Below are 26,883 nucleotides of genomic sequence, written 5' to 3'. Positions count from 1 at the left end.
CGGCGGTGCCAAGGGCTCCGCCCCGAAGGGCACCAGATCCGCGGACGGCCCCGGCCTGGGCTCCCGTCTCGCCCCGTACCTGCTGCTGCTGCCCGCCACCGTGGCGACCGTCGCCCTGCTCGGCTGGCCGCTGGTGAAGACGGTCCTGCTGTCGTTCCAGAACCTCAACAAGCGCCAGTTCGTCCAGCACCTGACCGAGTGGAACGGCTTCGACAACTACAAGGAGCAGCTGACCGACCCGGACTTCTGGGCGGTCACCGGGCGCACCGTCGCCTTCACCCTGGTCAACGTCGTGCTGATCATGGCCGGCGGCACCCTGATCGGCCTGCTGCTCAACCGCCTCGGCAAGCGGATGCGGCTGCTCCTCTCGGTCGGCCTGCTGATGGCCTGGGCGATGCCCGTGGTCGCCGCGACCACCGTCTACACCTGGCTGTTCGACCAGCAGTGGGGCGTCGTCAACTGGTTCCTGGACAAGCTGGGTTGGCACGCGATGGCCGACTACAACTGGATGAGCGACCAGTACTCGACCTTCTTCGTGGTGATCCTGCTGATCGTCTGGCAGTCGGTCCCCTTCGTGGCGTTCAACATGTACGCCGGACTGACCACCATCCCCAAGGAGCTCTACGAGGCCGCCCGGATGGACGGCGCCGGCGCGTCCAAGATCTTCGGCTCGGTGATCTTCCCGAACCTGAAGCCGTTCTTCCTGGCCACGACGTTCCTGGAGATCATCTGGGTCTTCAAGGCCTTCACCCAGGTGTACGCGATCAACGGCGGCGGCCCCGAGAACCTGACCCGGACCCTGCCCGTGCACGCCTTCCTGGAGGGTTCGTCCGGGCAGCACTACGGCATCGGCTCCGCGATCGCGGTGCTCACCATCCTGATGCTGGGCGCGATGATGGCGTACTACTTCCGCATCATGATCAAGCAGGAGGACGAGCTGTGAGGCGCTCGCTCATCGGACGTACCTGGCCGAACGTGATCGCGGTCGTCCTCTTCGTCTTCTTCATCTTCCCCGTCTACTGGATGATCGCGACTGCCTTCAAGCAGGACAACGACATCATCAGCAAGACGCCGGTCTTCATCCCGTTCAACGGGACCCTCGACCACTTCACCACCGCGATCAACGCGCCCAACTTCTGGACGTACGTCACCAACAGCCTCGTCGCCACCATCGGCGCGGTGCTGATCTCGCTGGTGATCGCGACCCTCGCGGCCTTCGCCATCGCCCGGATGAAGTTCCGCGGCCGCAAGGCCTTCGTCCTGGTCGTCATGGTCGCGCAGATGGCGCCGTGGGAGGTCATGACCATCGCGGTCTACATGATCTCGCGCGACAACGAGATGCTGAACAGCCTCGTGCCGCTGACCTTCTTCTACATGATGATGGTGCTGCCCTTCACCATCTGGACGTTGCGCAGCTTCATCGCGGCGGTGCCGAAGGAGCTGGAGGAGTCGGCCATGGTGGACGGCTGCACCCGCTCCCAGGCCTTCGTGAAGGTGATCTTCCCGCTGCTGGCCCCCGGTCTGATGTCGACCTCGCTGTTCGGCTTCATCACCGCGTGGAACGAGTTCCCGCTCGTCCTGATCCTCAACAAGGAGGAGGGCAAGACCCTCCCGTTGTGGCTGTCGTCCTTCAAGACCGCCTTCGGCAACGACTGGGGCGCCACCATGGCCGCGTCCACGATGTTCGCCATCCCCGTGCTGATCCTGTTCGTCTTCCTGCAGCGCAAGGCGGTCGGTGGACTGACCGACGGCGCCGTGAAGGGCTGAGAAACGTGAGCATCCTCGTCCCCACCGCTCCGGTCAGCGACCAGCTGCACCGCGACGCCCTGACCGTCCTGCAGCCCGGCTTCGTCGGCACCGAGCCGCCGCAGTGGCTGCGCCGCCACCTCGCCGCCGGGCTCGGCTCGGTCGCGCTGTTCGACCGCAACGTGGTCGACCTCGACCAGCTCGCCAGGCTCACCAAGGCGCTGCGCGAGGAGAACCCCGACCTCCTGATCGCCATCGACGAGGAGAGCGGCGACGTCACCCGGCTGGAGGCGGGCTCCGGCTCGTCCTGGCCCGGCAACCTCGCGCTCGGCGCGATCGACGACCCGGCGCTGACCCGGGACGTCGCCCGCGAGCTGGGCCGGGCGCTGGCCGCGGCCGGCGTCAACTACAACTGGGCGCCCACCGCGGACGTCAACTCCAACCCGCGCAACCCGGTCATCGGCGTCCGTTCCTTCGGCGCCGACCCGGAGCTGTGCGCCCGGCACACCGCCGCCTGGGTGGAGGGCCTCCAGTCGGCCGGCGTGGCCGCCTGCTCCAAGCACTTCCCCGGCCACGGCGACACCGCCGTCGACTCGCACCACGGGCTGCCGGTCATCGACGTCGACCTGGACGTGCTGCGCTCCCGCGACCTGATCCCGTTCCAGGCGGCGATCGCGGCCGGCACCAAGGCCGTGATGACCGCCCACATCATGATCCCGGCGCTCGACCCGAAGCTGCCGGCCACCCTCAGCCCGCTCGTGCTGCGCGACCTGCTGCGCGCGGCCCCGGCCGACGGCGGCCTCGGCTACCAGGGCCTGATCGTCAGCGACGCGATCGAGATGGGCGCCATCGCCGACACCTTCGGGATGGGCGACGGCACCGTGCTGGCCCTGGCGGCCGGCGCGGACGCGATCTGCGTCGGCGGCGGGCTGGCCGACGAGGACACCGTGCTGATGCTGCGCGACGCCATCGTGGCGGGCGTGCGGGCCGGCGTGCTCTCCGAGGAGCGGCTGGCGGACGCCGCCGACCGGGTCCGCTCGCTCGGCAGCTGGGGCCGGATCTCGGCCCAGGGTGAGCGGCCGGAGCCGGACCTCGCGGTCGGCCTGCGGGCCGCCCGCCGGGCGCTGAAGGTGGTCCGGGCGCCGGGCCGCGAGCCGCAGCCGGTGTCCGAGCGCCCGTTCGTGGCCTCGTTCTCGGACGAGCCGAACATCGCCGTCGGCGACGTCACCCCGTGGGGCGTGGCCGGCATGCTGGCCGACCGCTTCCCCGGCACCCGCACCCGCGCGGTCTCGGCGGCCGAGGCCGCCCCCGAGCTGCTGGACGCCCTGGTCGCCGAGCTGGCGGCCGGCGCCGAGGGCCGCCGCCTGGTGCTGGTGGTCCGGGACGCGCACCGGCACGCCTGGATGTCCGCCGCGCTGGGCCGCCTGGTGGCGGCCCGGCCGGACGCCGCGGTGGTCGAGATGGGGCTGCCGCAGTCCGAGCCGGTCGGCGCGCTCTACATCGCCACGCACGGCGCCGCCCGGGTCTGCGGGCTGGCGGCCGTGGAGGTGCTCACCGGGCAGCCGGGAGCCATCGGCTGAGACCGAGGGGGGCGTCACCGGGAGTGTCCGGGAGGCGCCGGCCGACGGGCCCGTCATGCGCATGTCGCATGGCGGGCCCGTTCCGTTTCCCCGCCGTTGACCTGCGGATTCGCCAGGTGACCGTGCTCCCTCAAGTGGGCCTTAAATCCACCTTAAGTTCCACTTAGGGTGACGATACGGCGACTGATCGCCACGGGGTACAACAGCTCTGCAACGGCCGTGGCGACGAGGCCATTTGGCCGTTGACACCACCTATGGTCTAGGCCAGAGTCCAGTCATCCGGTTCGAAATTCAACCTCACCGGATGTGGTATCGGCCCTCCCCGAAGCTCTTCGCCCCTGCCCGGACCCTCCGTTGCGGGCGCCATCACGCTGCCGGCGGGCAACACGGCTCTAGCACCCTCGGAGGATGGCGTGAAGAAGCGTCAGCTCATGTCGACGTTCGGAATCACTGCCCTGGCGATCGGGCTGACGGCCTGTTCGTCGGCCGGCACGGCGTCGAAGGACGGCAAGAGCCCCGGCGCCGACCCGAAGGCCGCGAGCGGCACCGTCACCGTCTGGCTGATGGACGACGCCCAGAAGAACTGGCCCGACCTGGTGCAGCAGGTCAACGACCAGTTCGCGGCGAAGTACCCGAACGTCACCCTCAAGCTCGCCTACCAGGGTTGGGCCGACAAGGTGACCAAGCTCGACAAGGCGATCGCCGACGGCTCCGCGCCCGACGTGGTCGAGCTGGGCAACACCGAGACCATGAAGTACGTGCTCTCCGGCGCGCTGGCCCCGGTCGACCGGACCACCTTCGACAACTCCGACAGCTGGATCAAGGCGCTCGCCAACACCTGTACGTACCAGGACAAGCTCTGGTGCGTGCCCTACTACGCCGGCGCCCGGGTCGCCATCTACAACGCCGCCACCTTCCAGCAGGCCACCGGCAGCGCCGAGTTCCCCAAGACCGAGGCCGACCTGACGGCGGCCCTGGACAAGGTCGCCGACAAGAACAAGGCCGACAAGAGCTACTCCTCGCTCTACCTGCCCGGCCCGTACTGGTACGCCGCGATGAGCTACGTGGCCGCGTACGGCGGCAGCATCGCCAAGTTCGACAGCTCCGGCAACTGGCACGGCACCCTGCACGACGCCAAGTCCCAGCAGGGCATCAGCCACTTCGTCGACCTGGTCCGCAAGTACACCAAGGGCGACCTGACGGTGAACGAGCAGAACCAGTTCGAGTCGATGGCCCGTGGGCGCGCCGGGTCCTTCTACGGCAACGGCTACGAGGCGGCCAGCGTCGTCGCGCCGGGCACCGGCGACCCGAGCCTCAAGGACACCGTCAAGATGGCCACCATGCCCGGCCCGGACGGCAAGCCGCTGCCCACCTTCATCGGTGGCTCCGACCTCGCGGTCACCGCCAAGTCCACGCAGGTCGAGCTGGCCACCGACTGGGTGCGGATGTTCACCAGCACCAAGTCCCAGCAGACGCTGGCCGACAAGGACATCCTGCCGAACAACCTCACCCAGCTGAACCCGCTGAAGAACAAGCCGACCACCGCGGCGGCGGCCAACGCCGTGCCGGACGCCTGGTTCACCCCGCTGGCCCCCGGCTGGGGCGCGATCGAGAAGCAGAAGATCCTGCCCGACATGCTGACCGGCATCCTCAAGGGCAAGTCGGTGGACCAGGCCACCAAGGACGCCGACGCCGCGATCGACCAGCTGATCAACAAGGCGTCCTGACCCCGCGCCGCCGTCCAGGTCCTAGGGCCCGTCCCGTCCGGGGCGGGCCTTCGGGTGTGCCCGCCGGGGGCGGCCCCCGTAGGATTGCGGCAGGAAACCACCGCAGCGAGTGTGCGGACTCGCCGCCGTAGAGGTCCCCGTCGGGCAACCTGCCCGGAGGGGTCGAACCATCTCATCGGAGGCACATCCTGATGTCCGACCCGCAGACTGTTTCCGTCCCCGGCCGGATCATGGCGGCGGAGATGGCCGAGCAGCCGGCCGTCCTCCAGCGCATCCTCGACGAGGGTGCCCCGAAGATCCGCCAGATCGCGGCCGAGATCGCCGCCCGCAACCCTCGCTTCGTCCTGCTGACCGCGCGCGGCACGTCCGACAACGCGGCGCTGTACGCCAAGTACCTGATCGAGATCCTGCTCGGCAAGCCGGCCGGTCTGACCTCGATGTCCACCACCACCGCGTACGGCGCCAAGCCGGACCTCACCGACGTCCTGGTCGTCACCGTCAGCCAGTCCGGCGGCTCGCCCGACCTGGTGGCCTCCACCAAGGCCGCCCGCGAGGCCGGCGCCATCACCCTCGCCGTCACCAACAACGCGTCCTCGCCGCTGGCCGAGGTCTCCGAGTTCCACATCGACGTGCTGGCCGGCCCGGAGAAGGCGCTGCCCGCCACCAAGACCTACACCGCCGAGCTGCTGGCGCTCTACCTGCTGGTCGAGGGCCTGCGCGGCGGCGACGGTGCGGCGGCCAAGGAGCTGCCCGGCCTGGCTGCCGGCGTCCTGGCCCGCCACGCCGAGGTGAAGGCGCTGGCCGAGCGGTACCGCTTCGCCCAGCGCCTGGTCATCACCTCGCGCGGCTACGGCTACCCGACCGCCCGCGAGGCGGCGCTGAAGCTGATGGAGACCACCTACATCCCGGCCTCCCCGTTCTCCGGCGCCGACCTGCTGCACGGCCCGCTGGCCATGGTGGACAACGTCTCGCCGGTCATCGCGATCGTCCCGGACGGCAAGGGCGGCGAGGCCCTGCAGCCGGTGCTGGACCGCCTGCGCGGTCGCGGCGCGGACCTGGTCGTGGTCGGCCAGCAGGCGCAGGTGGACGCCGCCTCGGCCGGCTTCGCCCTGCCGGCCGGCGTGCCGGAGGAGGTCCAGCCGATCCTGGAGATCCTCCCGCTGCAGCTGCTGGCCTACGAGGTCACCATCGCCCGCGGCCAGGACCCGGACGCCCCGCGCGCCCTGGCCAAGGTCACCGAGACGCACTGAGGCACGGCGCCACGCGATCGGGCCCCTGTCCACAGGCTGTGGACAGGGGCCCGACTCGTTGAGCGGCGGAACATGGCTTCGGCGGGGGAGCGCCCGGGGAACGCGTCGCACCCCCGGAGCCCGGCGCACCCGGAAAGCACTACGGGCCACGGCGCCGACACGGGACCCTCAACCCATGCGGCACCGCAGCCCGGAGCTGTCGTCGGTCGCCGGAGTCGATCGAGAACTGTGCGGGGTCCTCGTTCGGCGGCGTCCGACCGAGGAAAGGCCTCGCGCGGTCAGGGCAGTTGCGCGGTGGGCCTCTCCTTGGTGCCCTTTCATTGTGGACTAGACCAATCTGGGTTGTCCAGGCCGCTCCGGAAATTGGTCTGGACAACTTCGGGCAGTGGGCTCCGCCGCAGGCCCGGCGCGTGATCCGTTCCCCGGTCCGCCGCGCCCCGCCCCGACCGGCGGCGCTACCCTCGCCATGTGCCCTCGCTGAACGAACTCGTCCGCCGCCACACCACCCTGACCGGGGCCGATGTGGAATGGCTCCACATGCTGGTCTCGGAGTGGCAGCTCCTCTCCGACCTCTCCTTCGCCGACCTGGTGCTGTGGATCCCCACCTGGGACGGCATCCGCTACGTCTCGGTGGCGCAGATGCGGCCCAACACCGGCCCCACCTCCTACCAGGACGACATGGTCGGCCACCTCGTCCCGCGCGGGCGCCGCCCGCTGCTGGACGCCGCCTTCGACGAGGGCCGGATCGTGCGCGAGGGCGACCCGGAGTGGCGCGAGGAGGTGCCGGTCCGGGTCGAGTCCATCCCGGTCCGGCGCGAGGGCAAGGTGCTCGGGGTGATCGCCCGCAACACCAACCTGCTGACCGTCCGCACCCCCAGCCGGCTGGAGCTCACCTACCTGCAGAGCGCCTCCGACCTGGCCCAGATGATCGCCGCCGGCAGCTTCCCCTTCCACGGCGTCGAGCAGATCGACATGGACGCCGCCCCCCGGGTCGGCGACGGCCTGATCCGGCTCGACGCGGACGGCATCGTCACCTACGCCAGCCCCAACGCCCTGTCCGCCTACCACCGCCTCGGCCTCACCACCGACCTGGTCGGCAGCCACCTGGGCCGGGCCACCGCCGAACTGGTCCCGCCCTCCCGGGCGGCCGTGCACGAGGCGCTGGTGAAGCTGGCGAGCGGCTGGGCGCCGCGGCAGACCGAGGTCGAGGTGCAGGGCGGGGTGGTGACCCTGCGGGCCATCCCGCTCAAGCCCAAGGGCACGCTGACCGGTTCGCTGGTGCTGTGCCGGGACGTCACCGAACTGCGCCGCCGCGACCGCGAGCTGATGACCAAGGACGCCACCATCCGGGAGATCCACCACCGGGTGAAGAACAACCTGCAGACCGTCGCCGCCCTGCTGCGGCTGCAGTCCCGCCGGATGGAGTCGGAGGCCGGCCGGGCCGCGCTGGACGAGGCGGTGCGCCGGGTCGGCTCGATCGCGATCGTGCACGAGACGCTGTCCCAGGCGCTGGACGAGCAGGTGGCCTTCGACGAGATCGCCGACCGGGTGCTGGCGATGGTGATGGAGCTGTCCCAGGACGGCCGGGTGGCGACCCGCCGCAGCGGCAGCTTCGGCATCCTGTCCGCCGAGGTGGCCACCCCGCTGTCGATGGTGCTGACCGAACTGCTGCAGAACGCTCTGGAGCACGCCTTCGGCCCGTCCGCCTCCGGGAACCTGGAGGTCAGTGCGCTGCGCGGGCGGGCCCCGGCGACCGGGGCGGGCTGGTCGGACAGCTGGAACGGCGGCGCCCGGCCGGAGGAGTTCCTGCTGATCACGGTGCAGGACGACGGTCGCGGCATGCCCGAGGGGTTCGACCCTCAGACGGCCGGCAACCTCGGCCTGCAGATCGTCCGCACGCTGGCCACCGGTGAGTTGGGCGGCACCTTCGACATGGTGGCCGGTCCGGACGGCGGCACCAAGGTGATCCTGGAGATCCCGGTCCGCTGATCCGCCGGCCGGCCTGGCCCGCCGGGCTGCGGTGCGGCGCGGTCCGCGGAAAGGTGCATCGAGGCGCGCGGTGGGGGCGTGCACTCGGCGAAAAGCGCCGGGTGCCCACCTCGCGAGCCCGGCGCGGGCGGCCCGCGCGAGGGCGTGCCGGGGTGCGGGCGCGCCGGGGCGCGCACACGGACCGGGGCGCGAAAACAGAAACGAGGCCCTGTCGACCGGGGGGGGGTGGGTCGACAGGGCCTCTCAACCCGTTCCGGCCGTCGGGGGGAGTCGGCCGGAACGGGGGCTCTGGGTGGTGCGACACCTCGCCCGTGCGTTGCACACGGTGAGCGCCACAGCTCCACGATATTGCTCTAAGTGAACAGTATCAAGTGGCTGGACGGTCCGGTGTCGCGGGACCTCGCCAGGCAAGGCCCTTTGTGCGGAAGGCTTCACCAGGAGGTGCAGGGAAGCCTTTGATCATGTGTTGATCGGTGTTTCGGTTACTGCTGGTGTTACGGCGTGTGATCAGGCGGTGCGGGCGCGGTTGCGGGCGGCACGGCGCTTCATCGCGCGACGCTCGTCCTCGCTCATACCGCCCCAGACGCCGGCGTCCTGGCCGGTCTCAAGAGCCCACTGCAGGCACTGCTCCATGACCGGACAGCGGCGGCACACGGCCTTGGCTTCCTCGATCTGCAGCAGAGCAGGACCGGTGTTCCCGATCGGGAAGAACAGCTCCGGGTCCTCTTCGCGGCAGACAGCGCGGTGGCGCCAGTCCATGGTCGTCCAACTCCTCCTGCCGGCGGGGGGCACCCGGTCGGCATAATCGATGGCTTGTGAATGTGGCTTGTGAATGTGAACGCTTTCACGAATCCCGCAACAGCAAAAGAGACCAAAGGCCCGCCGGGGCCCGGGTGGTCTGTGCTGGGGAGGGATTCGGCGATTCGAGGGACGCTCCGCGGTCGACACCCGCCAGGTTCTGAGGTTGCCGTCGCTGCGATGCGTCCCGATCGCCATGTAGAGGTTCGCAAACCTCGGGCCCGGATACAACCCCCTTCAGGGAGGAATTTTTGATTCTTCGGTGTCGCCTAGCTCACAGCCAGTACTTCTATGGAGTGAAGGGGGCTTGTGCGTTCGAGAAGAAGGGTGAAACCCCCTTCCGGTCACACAATCACACGCAGTGCCCGCCGTACGCCTGTGAAACTGACGCGACTCCTGTCTCCAAGGTGGTCCCCGTCAACCTGGAACGGGGCCGGTTCCTCTGAAACCAAGGTGAAGTGTCTGACGTCGTGATAGGAGACGACGTGCTTGCCGGACGGGCCGGCCGGCGGGGCGCCTTCGCTCGAAGAGGCGTACGACCGCAGGATCTGACGGATCGTTCGGACGGTGCCGAACGCCGTCATCCGGGTGATCCCGAAGACGTCGAGATCGGTGTCGAAGGAGGCGAGCGGTGAGGGATACACCGGGCGGTTGCCGAGGAACGTCCACGGCGAGGTGTTGCTGACTATGGCCAGGGCCAGGCCCGGCACGCCCTCGCGGCCCGGTAGTTCCAGGGCCACCGGGCCGGAACGACGCTGCTCACGCTGGGTGACGTAGTGCCGCAGCGCCTGCCCCACGTAGAGCGCGTGGGTGGACTTGCGCCCCAACCGGCGCTGCTCCTCGACCCGGCCGACCACCCCGGCGTCGAAGCCCAGGCCGGCGGTGAAGGTGAACCAGCGGTCCGGCAGTCCGTCGGTCATCGCCTTGCCCAGGCCGACCGGCCGCTCACTCCCGTGCTCCAGCGCGTACAGCAGGGCGCCGGTGGCCTCCACCGGGTCGTTGGGCAGGCCCAGCGCGCGGGCGAACACATTGGTCGAACCGCCCGGCACCACGGCCAGTCGCGGGACCTTCTCGCCCGGGCCGTGCGCGAGCAGCCCGTTCACCACCTCGTTCACGGTGCCGTCACCGCCGAGCGCCACCACCAGGTCGACCGTGCCGTCCTCCGAGGCCTCGCGGGCCAGGTCGCGGGCGTGGCCCCGGTACTGCGTCTCGGCCACCTCCAGCTTGAGGTCGCTGCGCAGCGCGTGGATCAGTACGTCCCTGGTGCGGCCACTGGTGGTGGTGGCCTTGTGGTTCACGACCAGGAGAGCGCGCATGGGGAAAGCCTACGGGTCGGTACGGGCCAACCGGCGGCTACCCTGCTGGAGTGACCGCAGAATCCTCCGCACCCGTACCCACGGCGGGCCCGGCCCGCCCCCTGCCGCTGACCGTGGGCGCCGCCATCACCGCCCTGGAGGGCGCCGCGCTGGCCGTCGTCGGCGTCTGGGACATGGTGTCCGCGCTGTCCGGCCAGTCCAAGCAGCTCGCCCTGAACGAGTTCGGCGGCCTGGTCATCGTGCTGCTCGGCGTGCTGCCGGTGCTGGCCGCCCGCGCGCTGCTCAAGGAGCGCCGCTGGGGCCGCAGCCCGGCCGTGCTCACCAACTCGATCTGCCTGCCGATCGGGTACTACATGCTGGAGAGCGGCGGCGCGATGATCGGCGTCGGCGTGCTGGTCGGCCTGCTCGGGCTGGTCGGCATCGGCGCGCTGCTGAACCCGAAGTCGACGGCGGCCCTGTACGCCTCGCACGAGGGCTGAGCGCACAGGGCCGCCGGGGGTCGGCCGCCGGCTGGGCGGCCGTCAGTCCTACTCCTCCACCAGGAGCTTCTCCCGCAGCTGGGCCAAGGTCCGGGCCAGCAGGCGGGACACGTGCATCTGGGAGATCCCCACCTCGGCGGCGATCTGCGACTGGGTCATGTTCCGGAAGAACCGCAGCACCAGGATCTTCTGCTCCCGGGGCGGCAGTTGGGCCAGCAGCGGCTTGAGCGACTCGCGGTACTCGACTCCCTCCAGCGCCTCGTCGGTGGCGCCGAGGGTGTCCGCCACGGCCGGCGACTCGTCGTCGCTGTCCGGGACGTCCAGGGACAGCGTGGAGTACGCGTTGGCGGACTCCAGGCCCTCCAGGACGTCCTCCTCGGAGATCCCCAGGTGCTCGGCGAGCTCGTGCACCGTGGGGGAACGCCCGTGCCGCTGGGAGAGCTCGCTGGTCGCCGTGGTGAGCGACAGCCGCAGCTCCTGGAGGCGGCGCGGCACCCGGACCGCCCAGCCCTTGTCACGGAAGTGCCGTTTGATCTCGCCGACGATGGTCGGCGTGGCGTAGGTGGAGAACTCGACCCCGCGCTCGTGGTCGAAGCGGTCCACCGACTTGATCAGGCCGATGGTGGCGACCTGGGTCAGGTCGTCCAGCGGCTCGCCCCGGTTGCGGAACCGCCGGGCCAGGTGCTCGACCAGCGGGATGTGCATCCGCACCAGTTGGTTGCGCAGCTCGACGCGCTCCGGGGAGCCGTCGGGCAGCGCGGACAGCCGGACGAACAGCGCGCGGGCCGCCTCCCGGTCCGGTGCGCCCGAGCGGTGCGGGGCCGGGGCCGGCGCCTGGGTGGGCACCGCGGTGCGCAGGTCCGCGGCCTCGTCCGCCGGATCGGACGGGGGCGGGGATGCGGGCGACGGTTCAGACGTCGGCTCGGTCGGGTGGCTCATCCGGTGGGCGTCCTTCGGGTGCGCATCGTCGTTGGCGGCGAGGCCAGGAACGCTCGCCTGGGTCGGTACGGCAGGTCCCGCCGTCGCGAGGCCGGTACGGTCCAGATCACTCACGGCCATTCCCCCGTTCCGTTCCGGGAGCACCGGGGCCCTCGGGCCCCGGCATCGTCTCGTTGGTCGTACCGCGTGGGGGGCGGTACCGGGCGCCGCCCGCCCGGCCCCTGATCGGGGACCGGGCGGACGGCCCTTGTGCGGTGCTGGTCGACGCCCCGGCTAGTGGGCGACGGGGCCGCCGCGCTTCTTGTGCAGGCTGATCGACACGGTCTTGTCCTCGCCGACCGAGGAGTCGACCTCGCCGGCCAGGGCGGAGAGCACCGTCCAGGCGAAGGTGTCCCGTTCGGGTGCCTTCCCGTCGGTGGTGGGGGCGGCGACGGTCACCTTCAGCGAGTCGCCGACCAGCCGGAACTCGCAGGTCAGGACGGAGCCGGGCACCGCCTGCTGGAGCAGGATGGCGCAGGCCTCGTCGACCGCGATCCGCAGGTCCTCGATCTCGTCGAGGGTGAAGTCGAGCCGCGCCGCCAGGCCGGCCGTCGCTGTTCGCAGGACCGAGAGGTAGGCACCCGCCGCGGGCAGCCGGACCTCCACGAAGTCCTGCACTCCGGGCTCGCCGTCGATCTGGGACACCCTCACCTCCTGGGTGACGCGCTGTGCTTCCGGGCCGGTGGCCGCGGCACTGTCTGTTGCTTGGCTCAACTGCTTCGCCCCAACTGTCCAGAGGGGTGGTGCGGTACGTACCGGTCATACCCTTCGCGGGGCGACCGGACGCCGCGTATCCGCCTGAGACCTTACCGCCTTCCGCACGCCGGCCGGGGCTCGGGAGTCACTCATGGTAAGCCATCGCGACGCAGGGTGGCAGGGGTTCGGGCGGTCCGTTCAGTGACCGCCGCCGGCGGCGGCGAGGGCCTCGCCGGTGAGCCGGTAGACGGTCCAGTCGTCCATCGGCACCGCGCCGAGGGACTTGTAGAAGTCGATCGAGGGCGTGTTCCAGTCGAGCACCGACCACTCCACCCGCGCGTAGCCGCGTTCGACGGCGATCCGCGCCAGTTCCAGCAGCAGCGCCTTGCCGTGGCCGCCGCCGCGGGACAGCGGGCGGACGTACAGGTCCTCCAGGTAGATCCCGTGGGTGCCGCGCCAGGTCGAGAAGTTGAGGAACCAGACCGCGAAGCCGACCGGCTCGCCGGTGGCGTCGTCCTCGGCGATCAGGGCGAACAGCGCGGGGTTGGCGCCGAAGAGGGCGTCGCGCAGCTGCTCCTCGGTGGCCACGGCCTCCTCCGGGGCCTTCTCGTACTCCGCGAGCTCGCGGATCAGGGCGAGGATGACGGGAACGTCGGTCACGACGGCGGTGCGGATCATGCCGCGAGCCTACTGCGCGCCCCCGCCCCCGGCCCAGGCCCGGATCGGGGCCCGGGCCGGGGGCGGGCGGGTCAGCGGGCGGGGACGGTGCGCAGGTAGTCGGCCAGCGCGGTGATCGCGGCCGGGTTGCGCGGGCTCTCCACCAGGTCGACGTAGTCCAGGACGAAGATCCGGTCGTTCCTGACCGCCGAGACGCCGGCCAGCGGCGGGAAGGACTTCAGGAAGGCGCGCTTGGCGTCGGCGCCGGTCTCGCCGTAGTTGTTGATCAGGATCACCTCGGGGTCGCGCTGGACCACGCTCTCCCAGCCGACGGTGACCCAGGTGTCCGAGAGGTCGCCCATCACGTTGGTCCCGCCGGCCTTGGCGATGATCTCGTCGGCCGCGGCGAACTTCCCGGCGGTGTACGGCTTGTCCTGCCCGCTGTCGTACAGGAACACGGACGGCCGGCGCTCGGGCTGCGGGGCGGCGGCGACCTGCGCCTTGAAATCGGCGACCAGCTTGTCCGCCCGGTCGCGGACGTCGAAGATCTCGCCGAGGTTGGCCAGGTCGGTGTGGAGCGCGTCCAGCGGGGACATCACGCCGCGCTCGGTGCCCTTGCCGCTGCGGCAGGACTCGCTGAGCACGTACGAGGGGATGCCGAGGTCCTTGAGCGCCTGCGGGGTGAAGCCGCGGCCCTCGTCGAAGCCGTAGTGCCAGCCGGCGAAGACCAGGTCGGCCTTGGCGCCCAGCACGATCTCCTTGGTGATCTCCTTCTTGGAGAGCCACGCGGTCTGCTGGTAGCCGTCCTTCCAGGCGACCTGGTCGACCCGGCCCTTGTCGTCGGGCATCACGTAGCCGGCCATCCGGTCGGCCAGGCCGAGGGCGAGCATCAGCTCGGTGATGCCGACGTCGTTGGTCACCGTCCGGGCGGGCTTCTGCGGGAAGGTGAGCTTGGTGCCGCAGTTCTCCACGGTCACCGGGTAGTGGGCGGAGGCGGCGGTGGCGTCGCCGCTCGGGGCGATCTCGGCGCCGCAGGCGGTGAGCCCGAGGGTGAGCAGGGCGGTGATGGCAACGGCCTTGGTGCGCACGGGGGTTCCTTCGGGGGTGGGTCAGATCCGGTCGAAGAGCAGTTGGACGGCGCCGGTCACCGGGTGCCGGACGGGGGTGGCCCGGACGCCGAACACCTCGGCCAGCAGGGCGGGTCGGAGCACCTCGGCGGGCGGCCCCGAGGCGACGATCCGGCCGGCCCGCAGCACGTACAGCAGGTCGCAGTGGCCGGCCGCCAGGTTGAGGTCGTGCAGCGCGGTGAGCACCGTCGGGCCGGCCTCCCGGACCAGGGCCAGCACGTCCAACTGGTGGCCGATGTCCAGGTGGTTGGTGGGCTCGTCCAGCACCAGCAGCCGGGGCTCCTGGACCAGCGCGCGGGCGATCAGCACCCGCTGCTTCTCGCCGCCGGACAGGCTCAGGAAGCCCCGCCCGGCCAACTGCTCGGCGCCGACCTTGCGCAGCGCCTCCGTGCAGCGCGCGTGGTCGTCCGCACCCGGGCCGCCCAGCCCGCGCCGGTGCGGCAGCCGGCCCATGGCGACCACCTCGGCCACCGTGAAGTCGAACTCGGCGGAGTGCTCCTGGGGGAGTGCGGCCACCCGCCGGGCGGCCTCGCGCGCGGTCAGCGCGTGCAGGTCCGCGCCGTCCAGCCGGACGGCCCCGGCGGCCGGCCGCAGCGCCCGGTAGACGCAGCGCAGCAGCGTCGACTTGCCGCTGCCGTTGGGCCCGACCAGTCCGACCACCTGCCCGGCGGCGGCGTCCAGGGCGACGTCGTGGACCAGCCGGGCGCCGGCCAGCTCGACCGAGACGGAGTCCAGGGCGAGATCCATCAGCGGCCTCCGAAGGAATAGCCGCGACGGCGCATCAGCAGCAGGAAACAGGGCACCCCGAGCACCGCGGTGACCACCCCGACCGGCAGTTCGGCGGGCGCCAGCAGGGTGCGCGAGACGATGTCCACCCAGACCAGCAGCAGCGCCCCGGCGAGCGGCGCGACCAGCAGCACCCGGCGGTGCCCGGCGCCGACCAGCATCCGGGCCAGGTGCGGCACCATCAGCCCGACGAAGCCGATCGCCCCGCTGACGGCCACCACCGTGCCGGTGACGGCGGCGGTCACCACGAAGAGCTCGCGGCGCAGCCGGTCCGGGTCCACGCCCAGCGAGGCGGCCGTCTCGTCGCCCATGGCGAGCGCGTCCAGCCGGCCGGCGGCGCAGGCCAGGTACGCCAGGCCGGCCAGCACGGTGGCGGCGGCGATCGGCACCGAGCCCCAGGTGGCGCCGCCGAGGCTGCCGAGCAGCCACATCATGGCGTCCCGGGCGGCCTCGCCGCGGGCGGCCGCGAAGACCATCAGCGCGGTGGCGGCGGAGAAGCCGTAGGAGAGCGCGGTGCCGGTGAGCACCAGCCGCAGCGGGGTGAGCCCGTAGGCCGTGCGCGCCGCGAGGTAGACCAGCACCATGGCGACCAGCGCGGAGCCGAACGCGGAGGCCGAGATCGCCCACACCCCGAGCGAGGCGAAGGCGCCGAGCAGCAGCACGGCGTTGGCGCCGACGGCCGCGCCGGAGGAGATGCCGAGCACGAACGGGTCGGCCAGCGCGTTGCGCACCAGGGCCTGGACGGCGACCCCGGTGGCGGCCAGCCCGGCGCCGACCACCGCGGCCAGCACGGCGCGCGGCAGCCGGATCTCCCAGACGATCGCGTAGGCGGCGGCCTCGTCCGCCTCCAGCCGTCCGCCCGTCAGCCCGGCGGCCAGCAGCCGCAGGGCGCGGGGCAGGCCGATCCCGGAGGCGCCCAGCGCCACGCCGCAGAGCAGCGAGAGCAGCAGGGCGGCGGCCAGGCCGACGGCGAGCGGGAGGGCGGGTATTCGGCGGGCGGGCGGGCTCGTTGCGCCACTGCCCGCGGCTGCGGTGCTGCTCACGGTGCGCCTTGCCTCGGGCCGCGGGTGCGCGGGGGCGGCACCGGTCGGGCGCGGGCCCGGGCGCCATCCCCTCGCAGTCCACGGCGAGTTGTCGGGAGTTCAGCGGCCGGGGGCGATCGGGCTGGCGCGGCCCCGGGGCCGTGCTCACCGTTGCGGGTCAGCGCCGGATTCACACCGGACTTCCCCCTCGGACGCCCTGGCAGCATAACAGCCACTCAGGCTAGGCAACCCTTACCGGGCTCGGATGGGGCGTGAACGCACGACCGCCCCCGTCCGGGCTCGCGGACGGGGGCGGTCGGGTGGCGACGCGTCAGGCTCAGGCCTGCTTGGTCTCCCAGAAGATCTTGTCGACCTCGGCGATCAGGTCCAGCAGGGCCTGGCCGGTGGCGGGGTCGGTGGACGCCTTGGCGGCCGAGGCGGCCTTCAGGGTGTCGTTGATCAGCTGGTGCAGCTGCGGGTACTTCTCGAAGTGCGGGGCCTTGAAGTAGTCGCTCCACAGCACCGAGATGTGGTGCTTGACGGCCTCGGCACGCTGCTCCTTGATGATCAGGGCGCGGGTGCGGAAAGCCGGGTCCTCGTTGGCCTGGTACTTCTCCTGGGTGCCCTTGACCGACTCGGCCTCGATCCGGGCCTGCGCCGGGTCGTACACGCCGCAGGGCAGGTCACAGTGGGCGTGGGCGGTGGCGCGCGGTGCAAACAGACGAGAGAACATGGGAGTCCTTCCTTAGATCGTCTTCCCGCGCCCGAGATTACCCTTCCGCGCCCGGGGTTTCGCGATCGGGCGGTGGGCCTAGGGCAAAAGGCGGACCCGGAACCGGGGTAATCCGGACATCGAACGGATCGAACGGGGTGACGGTCCGTACGGCAGACTGGGACCGGGCGGTCCGGGAGGAGGAGTCGTGGCGCGGAGCACGGAACCGGCGGACGCGGAACCGATGGGCACGGAACCCCGGGGGCGGGGCGGCGGCGCGGTGCCGTTCGGGCTGGTCGACGTGGCGGGCCCGTCGATGGTCCCGACCCTGCGCGAGGGCGACCAGTTGCTGGTGCGCTACGGCGCGCCGATCCGGCCCGGCGCGGTGGTGCTCTTCCGGCACCCCTTCCAGCAGGACCTGCTGGTGGTGAAGCGGGCCGCCGAGCGGCGTCCGAGGGGCTGGTGGCTGCTGTCCGACAACCGGCCGGTGGACAGCGACAGCCGCAGCTACGGCCCGGTCCCGGACGAGCTGGTGCTCGGCCGGGTACTGCTGCGGCTGCGCCCGCGCCCGGCCTGGCTGGCGCCCGGGCGGCGGCTGGAGCGGCTGCTGCTGGGCACCCGGCTGGCCCGGGTGCCGGGCCTGGCCCGCCGCCTGGGCGTCTGGGCGGACGAGCTCTGACCCCCTGGGCCCGGCCCGGACAGGACCTAGCCGGCGGCGCCGAGTGCCGCGGCCTCGGCCTCCTGGCGCTTGCGGGTCCGGTACGCGGCGACGTTGGCGCGGGTCGCGCAGCGGTCCGAGCAGTAGCGGCGGGAGCGGTTGGTCGAGGTGTCCAGGTAGGCGTTGCGGCAGGGCGCGGCCTGGCAGATGCCGAGCCGGTCGGCGCCCAGCTGGGTCAGGTGGACGGCCAGGCCCATGCAGGCGACCGCGCTGAAGTGCGCGGTGGCGGTGGGCGAGTTGTCGGCCAGGTGCAGGTGCCAGCGCGGCCGGCCGGCGTCGTCCAGGTAGTCGTGCCCGGAGACCAGCGGGCTGACCGGGTACTCCATCAGCAGGCTGTTCAGCAGGTCGACGCCCCGGATCTCGTCGCCCTCGGCGGCGGCCTCGAAGACCCCGCGCAGCCTGGTCCGCACCGCCCGCAGCCGGGGCAGGTCGGACTCGTCGGCCTGTGCGGCGGCCCGCGAGGAGTCGGAGAACAGGCCGCGCACCGCGTCCACGGACGTCAGCGTGTCGGTGCCGCGCCCGGGCTCCTCGGTGTTCACCAGCCGAACGGCGAGATCGGCGTACGAGGCGAGCTCCACGGAGGTCCTTCCAGAAGGTCGGTAACGGGCTGATTGCGTCCAGCCTATTACCTGGGTGGGGAAAACGTCGGCGCCCGGCAGGAGCAGCCTGCCGGGCGCCGGTCGGTACGGTTCTACAGCACCTTGGAGAGGAAGGCGCGGGTGCGCTCGTGCCGGGGGTCGGTGAGCACCTCGCGGGGGTTGCCGGACTCGACCACCACGCCGCCGTCCATGAACACCAGCGCGTCGCCGACCTCGCGGGCGAAGCCCATCTCGTGGGTGACGACCACCATGGTCATGCCCTCCTCGGCGAGGCCGCGCATGACGTCGAGGACGTCGCCGACCAGTTCGGGGTCGAGCGCCGAGGTGGGCTCGTCGAACAGCATCAGCTTGGGCTTCATGGCCAGCGCGCGGGCGATCGCGACGCGCTGCTGCTGGCCGCCGGAGAGCTGGGAGGGGTAGTTCTTCGCCTTGTCGGCGAGGCCGACCCGCTCCAGCAGGACCATCGCCCGCTCCCGGGCGGCGGCCTTGCTCTCGCCCTTGACCTGGACCGGGGCCTCCATGACGTTCTCGACGGCCGTCATGTGCGGGAACAGGTTGAAGCGCTGGAAGACCATGCCGATGTCGCGCCGCTTGACGGCGACCTCGCGGTCCTTGAGCTCGTAGAGCTTGTCGCCCTTCTGCTGGTAGCCGACCAGTTCGCCGTCCACCCAGAGGCGTCCGCCGTTGATCTTCTCCAGGTGGTTGATGCACCGCAGGAAGGTCGACTTGCCGGAGCCGGAGGGGCCGATCAGGCAGAACACCTCGCCCTGCTTGACCTCCAGGTCGATGCCCTTGAGCACGTGCACGGAGCCGTAGGACTTGTGGACGCCCTCGGCGCGCACCATCGGCTGTCCGGTGGCGGCGGCCGGGGTCTTGCTCAGGTCGGTCATACGTGACCACCTCCCTCGAGCCCCGGGACGACGTCGGCGCCGGTCTTCGGGGCGGGCTTCCCGGCGAACAGGCCCCGCAGCCGCTGCAACGGGGTGGGCGGGAGGGTCCGGTTGGAGCCGCGGGCGTAGTAGCGCTCGATGTAGTACTGGCCGATGGTCAGCAGCGAGGTGAAGAACAGGTACCAGAGGCTGACCACGATCAGCAGCGGGATGTTCTGGTAGTTCCGGGAGTAGATGACCTGACCGGCCCGGAAGATCTCCTCCAGGGAGATCACGCTGACCAGCGAGGTGGTCTTGAGCATCGAGATGGTCTCGTTGCCGGTCGGCGGGATGATCACCCGCATGGCCTGGGGCAGGACGATCCGGCGCATGGTCTGGAACCGGCTCATGCCGAGCGCGTGGGCGGCCTCGGTCTGGCCCTCGTCCACCGACTGGATGCCGCCGCGGACGATCTCCGCCATGTAGGCGGCCTCGTTGAGGCCGAGGCCCAGCAGGGCGGCGACGAAGGTCGGGATCAGGACGTTGGTGTCCGCGGACCAGAACTCCGGCCCCCACGGGACGCCGATCGACAGCTTGGCCCAGATCAGGCCGAGGAAGTTCCAGAACACCAGCTGCACCAGCACCGGGGTGCCGCGGAAGACCCAGATGTACATCCAGGCGGTGCCGGAGAGCAGGGGGTTCGGGGACAGGCGCATCACGGCGAGGACGATGCCGCCGATCACGCCCATCAGCATGGAGAGGACGGTCAGTTCCAGCGTGACGACCATGCCGTGCACGATGCTGTCGTGGAACAGGTACTGCCCGACGATGTCCCACTTGAAAGCGGGGTTGGTGAAGAGGGCGCTCAGCAGCATCGCCGCGAGCAGGGCGATGACGACGGCGCCCACCCAGCGTCCGGGGTGGCGGACCGGGACGGCCTTGATGGTCTCAGGCCGTCCCTCCTCCGCCTTCCCCTTGTCCAGAGAGTTCACGGTGTGGCCTCGGGGGAGAGATGGAGCAGGCGGACGGTCAGTTCACGGCGCCGTTGACGGTCGACTTGTCGAGGGCGCCGGACTCGACGCCCCACTTGGTGAGGATCTGCTTGTAGGTGCCGTCGTCGATCAGCGACTGGACGGCGCCCTGGATCGCGGGGGTGAGCTTGGAGCCCTTGGCGACGGCGACGCCGTAGGGGGCCACGCCGTAGGTGGAGCCGAGCTTCTCCAGCTGGCCGCCGGCCTGCTTGATCGCGTAGTCGACGACCTGGGAGTCGGCCATCATCGCCTGGTCGCGGCCGGAGACGACGGCGTTGGTGACGTCCGTCTGGAGGTCGAACTTGTCGCCGTCGTTCTGGATGCCCGGCTTCCCGTTCTTGGCGCAGTCCGGGTTGCGGGTGTCCTTGATCTCGTCGGCCTGGGTGGTGCCGGTCTGGACGGCGACCTTCTTGCCGCACAGGTCGGCGGGGTCGACCTTGTCGGGGTTGCCCTTCTTGACCGCGATGGCGCTGCCGGAGTTGAAGTAGGTCACCATGTCGACGATCTGCTCGCGCTCCTTGTTGTCCGTGAAGGACGACATGCCGAGCTGGAACTTGTTCGACTGGATGCCGGGGATGATCGCGGTGAAGCCGGAGTCCTGGACGTCGGCCTTCAGTCCGAGCTTGGCCGCGATGGCGTTGGCCAGGTCCACGTCCATGCCGATGACCTTGCCGCTGTCGTCCTTGAACTCGTCCGGCGCGTACGAGGCGTCCGCGCCGACCACGAGCTTGCCGGAGGACTTGACGTCGGCGGGGACGAGGGCGGCGAGCTTGTCGTCGGCCTTGACCGCGTTGACGGTCGCGGAGGCGTTGGGCGCGCCGCTGCCACCGTCGCTCTTGCTGCTGCTGCAGCCGGTCAGGACGAGGGTGACGGAGGCGGCAACCGCGCCGGCCGCGAGAAGCCGGGTGCGCTGGGTACGGGCGGTCATGAGGGGGATCTCCTCCTGAGGGAGAGGGGCGGGCGGAGCGCGCCGCGGGGGGCGGCACACCGGGGTGGCAGGGCCGTGCGGCGCTGTACGGGTGTATTTCGCTGTACGTCGTCGTACGTGCAGGGCCGGGTGGTGCGGTGCCTGCGCGGCAGGGCCGCCCAGGTTGCTACGGGGTACTGCTTCCGCCACCCTCCGCCGAGGTGGACGTCGAGCGAACCGCCTCGACCAGTGGCCGGCTCGATCCGAGATGGGGGGAATCCTGCCATCTGTGGACGGTCGGATGGCCCTCATCCAGATCAAAATCGGATAACGAGGGCCCGGGCTGTCCGCTATTCGGACTTATTCCGTGTTCCTGTCACCCCGTGCATAAGTATGCAGATCCCCCCGCCCGGTGCCCGGAGGCCCGCCGCCCCGGCTCGGATGCCGCCGTCGACCACGGCGCAGGGGCGTGCGGCCGCCACGGTGACGCGTGGGTGTACGCGAAATGGCGGACACGCGATCCGGCCATCCCGCCCTGCCGGGCCCGGCGGCGGGTGTGTCAGAATTCGGTACCGGGTGACCCCCGAACGCTCGAACCAGACCGACGAGTCCCGACAGGCTCGGGGTGTCCGGGAACGGAAGTCATCACGTGGCTCCGTATCCGGGACGCCGACTCCCCAGCGCGTCTGCGTTCACTCCTGCGGGTGCGCGTGCCGCCATCACCGTTGCCGCCGCCGGGGCCCGGCGCTTCCGACGCCGGGACCCAGTGACGCGACAGCTCGGCGATGAACTGCACGTGACGAGGACGAAAAGGCATAGGTGCGATGCCTTGGTCCGTCCTACGCTCGGCCCGGAAGCACTACGCGGACCAACAAGACCCATAAAACCCTCATCCGAGGGCGCCGCCCGACGGCAGCGCCCCGACCCAGCCCCCGGGTCCGCTTCGGCGTACCCGGTTTCCGGTTTCCGGACGGGTCGTCCTGTCCGTCGGTCGCGCACCCTCGCCAGATCAATGACGAAGAGGTCATCGTGGCAGCGGAGATCATCAGCAGCACCCAGGACACCGTCGATCCGGTCGACGCCGTTTTCGCGCTCCACCGCGGCGGCAAGATGGAGATCCGGGCGACCGTCCCGGTGCGCGACGCGGACGACCTGTCCCTCGCCTACACGCCCGGTGTCGCCCGCGTCTGCACGGCCATCGCCGAGCAGCCGGAGCTGGTCAACGACTACACCTGGAAGTCCAACACCGTCGCCGTGGTCACCGACGGCACCGCCGTGCTGGGCCTCGGCGACATCGGCCCGGAGGCCTCCCTGCCCGTGATGGAGGGCAAGGCCATCCTGTTCAAGCAGTTCGGCGGCGTGGACGCGGTGCCGATCGCGCTCGCCTGCACCGAGGTCGACGAGATCGTCGAGACCGTGGTGCGGCTGGCGCCCTCCTTCGGCGGCGTCAACCTGGAGGACATCTCCGCCCCCCGCTGCTTCGAGATCGAGCGCCGGCTCCAGGAGGCCGTGGACATCCCGGTCTTCCACGACGACCAGCACGGCACCGCGATCGTCACCACCGCCGCCCTGTGGAACGCGGCCAAGGTGACCGGCCGTGAGATCGGCTCGCTGCGGGCCGTGATCTCCGGCGCCGGCGCGGCCGGCATCGCCATCGCCAAGATGCTGGTGGCGGCGGGCATCGGCGACGTCGCGGTCTGCGACCGCAAGGGCGTGGTGTACGACGGCCGCGGCGACCTCACCGACGTCAAGGCCGAGATCGCCGAACTGACCAACCGCACCGGCCTCAGGGGCACCCTGGCCGACGCGCTGTCCGGCGCCGACGTGTTCATCGGCGTCTCCGGCGGCACCGTGCCGGAGGAGGTCGTCGCGACCATGGCCGCGGGCGCGTTCATCTTCGCGATGGCCAACCCCACCCCGGAGATCCACCCCGAGGTCGCGCACAAGTACGCGGCGGTCGTCGCCACCGGGCGCAGCGACTTCCCGAACCAGATCAACAACGTGCTGGCCTTCCCCGGCATCTTCGCCGGCGCCCTCCAGGTGCGGGCCAGCCGGATCACCGAGGGCATGAAGCTGGCCGCCGCCAAGGCACTGGCCGGTGTCGTCGCCGACGAGCTGACGCCGCAGAAGGTCATCCCCTCGCCGTTCGACGAGCGGGTCGCCCCGGCGGTCACCAAGGCCGTCGCCGAGGCCGCCCGGGCCGAGGGCGTGGCCCGGATCTGACGATCCGGGCGCCGCTGCCGGGCAGGACCCGGCGGGAGCGGTGCCGCCGACACGGCCGGGGCCGGGACACGCGTCACACCCGCGCGTGGTTCCCGGCCCCGGCCGGCGCGGCTATCGTCCGCAGCATGTTTGCTGCCTACGCCGCACGTATCGACGCCGATGACCCGCTCAGCGGACTGGAGTTGGGTGAACTCCCCGAGCCGCAGGCCCGCCCCGGATGGAGCGTGGTCACGGTCAGGGCCGCCAGCCTCAACCACCACGACCTGTGGTCGCTGCGCGGGGTCGGCCTGCCCGCCGGACGGCTGCCGATGATCCTCGGCTGCGACGCCGCCGGTGTCGACGAGCACGGCAACGAGGTCGTCCTCCACTCGGTGATCGGCCAGAGCGGCCACGGGGTGGGCCCGGACGAACCCCGGTCCATCCTGACCGAGCGCTACCAGGGCACCTTCGCCCAGCAGGTGGCCGTGCCCACCTGGAACCTGCTGCCCAAGCCCGCCGAACTCAGCTTCGAAGAGGCCGCCTGCCTGCCCACGGCCTGGCTGACGGCCTACCGGATGCTGTTCACCAACGCCGGGGTCAAACCCGGTGACACCGTCCTGGTGCAGGGCGCGGGCGGCGGCGTGGCGACCGCGCTGATCGTCCTCGGCAAGGCCGCCGGGCTGCGGGTCTGGGTCACCGGCCGGGACGAGGCCAAGCGCCGTCGGGCGGTCGAACTCGGCGCCGACGCCGCCTTCGAGAGCGGCGCCCGGCTGCCCGCCCGGGTGGACGCGGTGATGGAGACGGTCGGCGCCGCGACCTGGGCGCACTCGGTGAAGGCGCTGCGCCCGGGTGGCACCGTCGTCATCTCCGGTGCCACCTCCGGCCCCAACCCGAGCGCCACCGAGCTGAACCGGATCTTCTTCCTGGAGCTCAAGGTGGTCGGCTCGACGATGGGCACCAAGGAGGAACTGGCCGGGCTGCTCTCGCTGTGCGCGACCAGCGGCGTCCGGCCGGTGATCGACTCGGTGCTGCCGCTGGCAGAGGCCCGGGACGGCTTCGCGCGGCTCGCCAAGGGCGACGTCTTCGGCAAGATCGTGCTGACGCCGTGACGCCGTGACGCCGTGACGCCGTGACGCCGTGACGCCGTGACGTCTTGCGGCCCTGGCGCCGTCCGGCCCTGGCGCCGTCCGGCCCTGACGCCGGTGCGGCCCTGACGCGGACCGGCCCGGCACGCTCCGCGGAGCGTGCCGGGCCGGTGGTGGTCCGGCGGCCTGCCGGTCAGCCGAGCAGGCGCTTCAGCCGCTCGCCGGCCGAGCCCAGCACCGAGCGGGCCTCGGCCAGCTTGTCGCTGCTCACGCCGCCGTCCCGGGCCGCGTCGCGGACCTGGTCGCGGAAGCGGTCGAGCAGCCGCTCCAGTTCGCGGGCCGGGTCGCCGGCCGGGTCGGTCCGCGCCCACGGCGGCAGGTCGGCCGGGGCGGTCGGCGTGGTCGGCTCGTCCTTGTCCAGGTCGATCCGGGTGACGGTGACCTCCTCGGCCGGCCCGTCGGCCGACTGGCCCCAGCGGGCCGCGTCGGCCAGCCCGGACAGGCCCTTGGTCAGCTCGGCCAGGCCCTCGGCCAGGCCGGTCGGCCAGTCGCCCTTCGCGGCGTGCTCCCGCACCTGCTGCTCGACCCGGCGCTTGATCCGCAGCGCCTCCTGCTGAGCGGCCGTCCGCGAGGCCTTGGCCTGCTCGCGCAGCCTGCGGGCCTCCTCCTCGGCGGCCTTCGCCTTGGCCTTGGCGGCCTTCTCCTGCTCCCGGGCGCGCTTGGCCTGGTCCTTGGCCTGCCGCTTGAACTGGGCGAACTCCTCCTTGGCGCGCTGCCAGGACTCGTTGTCGCCCCACGGTCCGGACCACGGGTCCCCGCCCTCGGCGCGGTCCGGCCGGGGGGCCTGCCGGGCGGCCTGCCACAGTTCCTCGCGCAGGTCCTTGGCGCTGTCCCGGACGTCCTCGCGGATCGCCCCGGCCAACTGCGCCACGGAGTCGTGGATCTCCACTTCCAGGTCGTCCAACTCGCCCTGTCGGGCTTCCAGTTCGGCGCGCCCGGCGTCGGTCAGCCGGTAGACCTTGCGGCCGCCCTCGGTGCTGTGGGTGACCAGGCCCTCCTGCTCCAGCTTGGCGAGCCGGGGGTAGACCGTCCCGGCGGAGGGCGCGTACAGGCCCTGGAAGCGCTCCTCCAGCAGGCGGATCACCTCGTAGCCGTGCCGCGGGGCCTCGTCGAGCAGCTTCAGCAGGTAGAGCCGGAGCCGGCCGTGGCCGAACACGGGCGTCATCTCACGCCTCCTTGGTGAGGTCGGGCTTGCCGAGTCCGGCCGGGAGCTCCTTGACGACCACCGGCGCCTCGTCCTCGGGGTCGGGGCGGCGCAGCACGGTGACGCCGCCGGAGACGGTCGTCACGGCGAGGCTGCCCCGGCCGTCGCCGAGCTGGCCGGACAGGCGCTTGGCGCCCCAGCTGCCGCTGAGCTTGAGGCCGTCGAAGGTGCTGGAGATGTCGCCGCTGGTGGAGCCGGCCTCGACCTTGGCGTCGGCCAGCGAGGGGATCCGGATGACGACCGGGCCGCTGACGGTGGTGACCTTGACGTCGGCCGGGTTGGCGACGTCGAGGTCCAGGGTGACGGCGCCGGTGACGGCGTTGGCCTGGACCCGGTCGGCGGTGCCGGCGACGACGGTGAGCTGGCCGGAGACGGTGTTGACCTTGAGCTGGCCGGCCACCGACTGGGCGTCGACGTCGCCGGTGACGGTGTTGGCCTCGGTGCGGCCGGTCAGGCCGACCAGGGTGGCGTCGCCGCTGGCGCTCTGCACCGAGACGTGCCCGGTGATCCCGGAGACGGTGGCGTCGGCCGAGACGGTGCCGACCTTGACCTCGGCGTCGGCCGGGACGGTCAGGGTGACGCCGGCGACGCGCTTGCGCTTGAAGGAGCTGAAGAAGCCCTTGACCGCGTCGACCGACCTGAGCCGGTCGCCGAACTCGCCCCAGCTGTTGATGTCCTTGTAGGTGACCGTCAGGACGCCGTCCACCAGGGTCACGTGCAGCGGCTCGCCCTGGAGCTCGGTGACCTCCAGGCGGGCCGGGCCCTCGGCCGCCACCACGTTCACCGTGCCCTCGATGATCCGCACGTGCAGCGCCCGGACCGCCTCGTCGATGGTGATCCTCTCGGGTCCCTCGACCGTCCACTGGCTCATCTCTGCCGCCTCCCGTTGCCGATCGCGATGTATCGCGTTCTCTTCCAAAGACGATATATCGCGTGACGCGCAAGTCAAGCGCGCCGTCCCGGATCCCGCCCCTGAGCCGTCCCGGAGCCGCCCCCGAGGCGCCCCCTACGGGCGGGCGCGGGTACGTGAGGGGCCCGGCAGGCGATCGCCTCCCGGGCCCCTCATCAGCGGTTCAGTGCGACGGCACCGCACCGGTCACTCGTCGTCCTCGTCGTCGAGCCGGGCCAGCCAGGTGGCCAGCCGCTCGACGGGGATCTCGAAGTCCGGGTTGAGGTCGACGAACTCGCGCAGTCGCTCGGCCAGCCACTCGAAGGTGACCTCCTCGTCGCCGCGCCGGTTCTGCAGCTCCTCGATGCCGCGGTCGGTGAAGTACACGGGTTCACTCCGGTCCGATGGGGATTGACCTGGTCAGGATAGTCGGGGACGCCCGCGGCCCCCGTCTCC

The 26,883-nt window shown here is 71.5% G+C and carries 26 protein-coding genes and 1 riboswitch; of the genes, 10 read left to right on the top strand and 16 right to left on the bottom strand.

The features are described 5' to 3' along the window. From ACIO9K_RS19345 to ACIO9K_RS19320, 6 genes are all read left to right on the top strand, one after another. Positions 1–943, top strand: a 943-nt coding sequence (locus tag ACIO9K_RS19345) for a carbohydrate ABC transporter permease (RefSeq protein ID WP_400331289.1), incomplete at its 5' end; no start/stop codon positions are given. Further along, complete coding sequence (locus ACIO9K_RS19340; protein WP_363619338.1) at positions 940–1,767, top strand: carbohydrate ABC transporter permease; 828 nt, start codon at positions 940–942, stop codon at positions 1,765–1,767. The genes ACIO9K_RS19345 and ACIO9K_RS19340, both read left to right, overlap by 4 nt. A gap of 5 nt (positions 1,768–1,772) precedes the next feature. Beyond that, positions 1,773–3,326: a glycoside hydrolase family 3 protein gene (locus ACIO9K_RS19335; protein ID WP_400331286.1), complete on the top strand. Its 1,554-nt coding sequence runs from the start codon at positions 1,773–1,775 to the stop codon at positions 3,324–3,326. 431 nt (positions 3,327–3,757) lie between these two features. After that, a complete protein-coding gene (locus tag ACIO9K_RS19330; RefSeq protein ID WP_363588830.1) occupies positions 3,758–5,053 on the top strand; it encodes an extracellular solute-binding protein in 1,296 nt (431 codons plus the stop codon). 191 nt (positions 5,054–5,244) lie between these two features. Continuing rightward, positions 5,245–6,303 carry an SIS domain-containing protein gene (locus ACIO9K_RS19325; protein WP_063347859.1) on the top strand — a complete coding sequence of 353 codons (1,059 nt, stop codon included), beginning with the start codon at positions 5,245–5,247 and terminating at the stop codon, positions 6,301–6,303. A 468-nt stretch (positions 6,304–6,771) separates the two neighbouring features. Further along, positions 6,772–8,292, top strand: a complete 1,521-nt coding sequence (locus ACIO9K_RS19320) for a PAS domain-containing sensor histidine kinase (protein ID WP_363588832.1) — start codon at positions 6,772–6,774, stop codon at positions 8,290–8,292. Between the two features lie 507 nt (positions 8,293–8,799). On the opposite strand, the gene ACIO9K_RS19315 is transcribed toward ACIO9K_RS19320, so the two are convergent. Then, positions 8,800–9,051 carry a WhiB family transcriptional regulator gene (locus ACIO9K_RS19315; RefSeq protein WP_014138019.1) on the bottom strand — a complete coding sequence of 84 codons (252 nt, stop codon included), beginning with the start codon at positions 9,049–9,051 and terminating at the stop codon, positions 8,800–8,802. Between the two features lie 383 nt (positions 9,052–9,434). After that, positions 9,435–10,406 (bottom strand): diacylglycerol kinase family protein, encoded by a 972-nt coding sequence (locus ACIO9K_RS19310; RefSeq protein WP_363588834.1) that lies wholly within the window; start codon positions 10,404–10,406, stop codon positions 9,435–9,437. A gap of 50 nt (positions 10,407–10,456) precedes the next feature. Between ACIO9K_RS19310 and ACIO9K_RS19305 the strand changes: the two genes are divergently transcribed. Further along, complete coding sequence (locus ACIO9K_RS19305) at positions 10,457–10,885, top strand: hypothetical protein (RefSeq protein WP_363588836.1); 429 nt, start codon at positions 10,457–10,459, stop codon at positions 10,883–10,885. Between the two features lie 48 nt (positions 10,886–10,933). On the opposite strand, the gene ACIO9K_RS19300 is transcribed toward ACIO9K_RS19305, so the two are convergent. The 7 genes from ACIO9K_RS19300 to sodN form a co-directional block, all read right to left on the bottom strand. Beyond that, positions 10,934–11,938 carry an RNA polymerase sigma factor SigF gene (locus tag ACIO9K_RS19300; RefSeq protein WP_363588838.1) on the bottom strand — a complete coding sequence of 335 codons (1,005 nt, stop codon included), beginning with the start codon at positions 11,936–11,938 and terminating at the stop codon, positions 10,934–10,936. 159 nt (positions 11,939–12,097) lie between these two features. Then, positions 12,098–12,508 (bottom strand): anti-sigma regulatory factor, encoded by a 411-nt coding sequence (locus ACIO9K_RS19295; RefSeq protein WP_350879653.1) that lies wholly within the window; start codon positions 12,506–12,508, stop codon positions 12,098–12,100. 249 nt (positions 12,509–12,757) lie between these two features. Continuing rightward, positions 12,758–13,237, bottom strand: coding sequence for a GNAT family N-acetyltransferase (locus ACIO9K_RS19290; RefSeq protein WP_363619335.1), 480 nt, complete (start codon positions 13,235–13,237; stop codon positions 12,758–12,760). A 71-nt stretch (positions 13,238–13,308) separates the two neighbouring features. After that, positions 13,309–14,304 carry an ABC transporter substrate-binding protein gene (locus tag ACIO9K_RS19285; RefSeq protein ID WP_400331278.1) on the bottom strand — a complete coding sequence of 332 codons (996 nt, stop codon included), beginning with the start codon at positions 14,302–14,304 and terminating at the stop codon, positions 13,309–13,311. Positions 14,305–14,325: 21 nt separating this feature from the next. Continuing rightward, a complete protein-coding gene (locus ACIO9K_RS19280) occupies positions 14,326–15,090 on the bottom strand; it encodes an ABC transporter ATP-binding protein (protein WP_363588844.1) in 765 nt (254 codons plus the stop codon). Further along, positions 15,090–16,172 carry a FecCD family ABC transporter permease gene (locus ACIO9K_RS19275; protein WP_400331275.1) on the bottom strand — a complete coding sequence of 361 codons (1,083 nt, stop codon included), beginning with the start codon at positions 16,170–16,172 and terminating at the stop codon, positions 15,090–15,092. Before ACIO9K_RS19275 ends, ACIO9K_RS19280 begins: the two co-directional genes overlap by 1 nt. An 89-nt stretch (positions 16,173–16,261) precedes the next feature. Next, positions 16,262–16,400: riboswitch (cobalamin riboswitch) on the bottom strand. An 88-nt stretch (positions 16,401–16,488) separates the two neighbouring features. Next, complete coding sequence (gene sodN, locus ACIO9K_RS19270) at positions 16,489–16,884, bottom strand: superoxide dismutase, Ni (protein WP_063347853.1); 396 nt, start codon at positions 16,882–16,884, stop codon at positions 16,489–16,491. A 223-nt stretch (positions 16,885–17,107) separates the two neighbouring features. Here sodN and sodX point away from each other — a divergent pair, with 223 nt between their 5' ends. Next, positions 17,108–17,542 (top strand): nickel-type superoxide dismutase maturation protease, encoded by a 435-nt coding sequence (gene sodX / locus ACIO9K_RS19265; protein ID WP_363588859.1) that lies wholly within the window; start codon positions 17,108–17,110, stop codon positions 17,540–17,542. A 26-nt stretch (positions 17,543–17,568) separates the two neighbouring features. On the opposite strand, the gene ACIO9K_RS19260 is transcribed toward sodX, so the two are convergent. From ACIO9K_RS19260 to ACIO9K_RS19245, 4 genes are all read right to left on the bottom strand, one after another. After that, a complete protein-coding gene (locus tag ACIO9K_RS19260) occupies positions 17,569–18,159 on the bottom strand; it encodes a CGNR zinc finger domain-containing protein (protein ID WP_363619332.1) in 591 nt (196 codons plus the stop codon). Between the two features lie 113 nt (positions 18,160–18,272). Then, complete coding sequence (locus ACIO9K_RS19255) at positions 18,273–19,070, bottom strand: amino acid ABC transporter ATP-binding protein (protein ID WP_363588850.1); 798 nt, start codon at positions 19,068–19,070, stop codon at positions 18,273–18,275. Beyond that, entirely contained in the window at positions 19,067–20,041 is a 975-nt protein-coding gene (locus ACIO9K_RS19250; protein ID WP_350879646.1) for an amino acid ABC transporter permease, read from the bottom strand. Before ACIO9K_RS19250 ends, ACIO9K_RS19255 begins: the two co-directional genes overlap by 4 nt. A 37-nt stretch (positions 20,042–20,078) precedes the next feature. After that, complete coding sequence (locus tag ACIO9K_RS19245) at positions 20,079–21,008, bottom strand: ABC transporter substrate-binding protein (RefSeq protein WP_363619331.1); 930 nt, start codon at positions 21,006–21,008, stop codon at positions 20,079–20,081. A 1,008-nt stretch (positions 21,009–22,016) separates the two neighbouring features. Here ACIO9K_RS19245 and ACIO9K_RS19240 point away from each other — a divergent pair. Next, complete coding sequence (locus ACIO9K_RS19240) at positions 22,017–23,210, top strand: NADP-dependent malic enzyme (RefSeq protein WP_363619330.1); 1,194 nt, start codon at positions 22,017–22,019, stop codon at positions 23,208–23,210. Between the two features lie 125 nt (positions 23,211–23,335). Next, positions 23,336–24,298, top strand: coding sequence for a zinc-binding dehydrogenase (locus ACIO9K_RS19235; protein WP_363588857.1), 963 nt, complete (start codon positions 23,336–23,338; stop codon positions 24,296–24,298). A gap of 169 nt (positions 24,299–24,467) precedes the next feature. Here ACIO9K_RS19235 and ACIO9K_RS19230 read toward each other — a convergent pair whose 3' ends face one another. The 3 genes from ACIO9K_RS19230 to ACIO9K_RS19220 form a co-directional block, all read right to left on the bottom strand. Further along, positions 24,468–25,499, bottom strand: coding sequence for a PadR family transcriptional regulator (locus tag ACIO9K_RS19230; protein ID WP_363619329.1), 1,032 nt, complete (start codon positions 25,497–25,499; stop codon positions 24,468–24,470). Position 25,500: 1 nt separating this feature from the next. After that, entirely contained in the window at positions 25,501–26,409 is a 909-nt protein-coding gene (locus ACIO9K_RS19225) for a DUF4097 family beta strand repeat-containing protein (RefSeq protein WP_363619328.1), read from the bottom strand. Positions 26,410–26,634: 225 nt separating this feature from the next. Continuing rightward, positions 26,635–26,814, bottom strand: coding sequence for a DUF6104 family protein (locus ACIO9K_RS19220; RefSeq protein ID WP_063347844.1), 180 nt, complete (start codon positions 26,812–26,814; stop codon positions 26,635–26,637). Positions 26,815–26,883: the final 69 nt, after the last annotated feature.

Source organism: Kitasatospora sp. NPDC087271, from assembly GCF_044744605.1.
Taxonomy (GTDB): Bacteria; Actinomycetota; Actinomycetes; order Streptomycetales; family Streptomycetaceae; genus Kitasatospora.
Note: the sequence above shows the minus strand (reverse complement) of the source record. Positions and strands in the feature narration are given on the sequence as shown.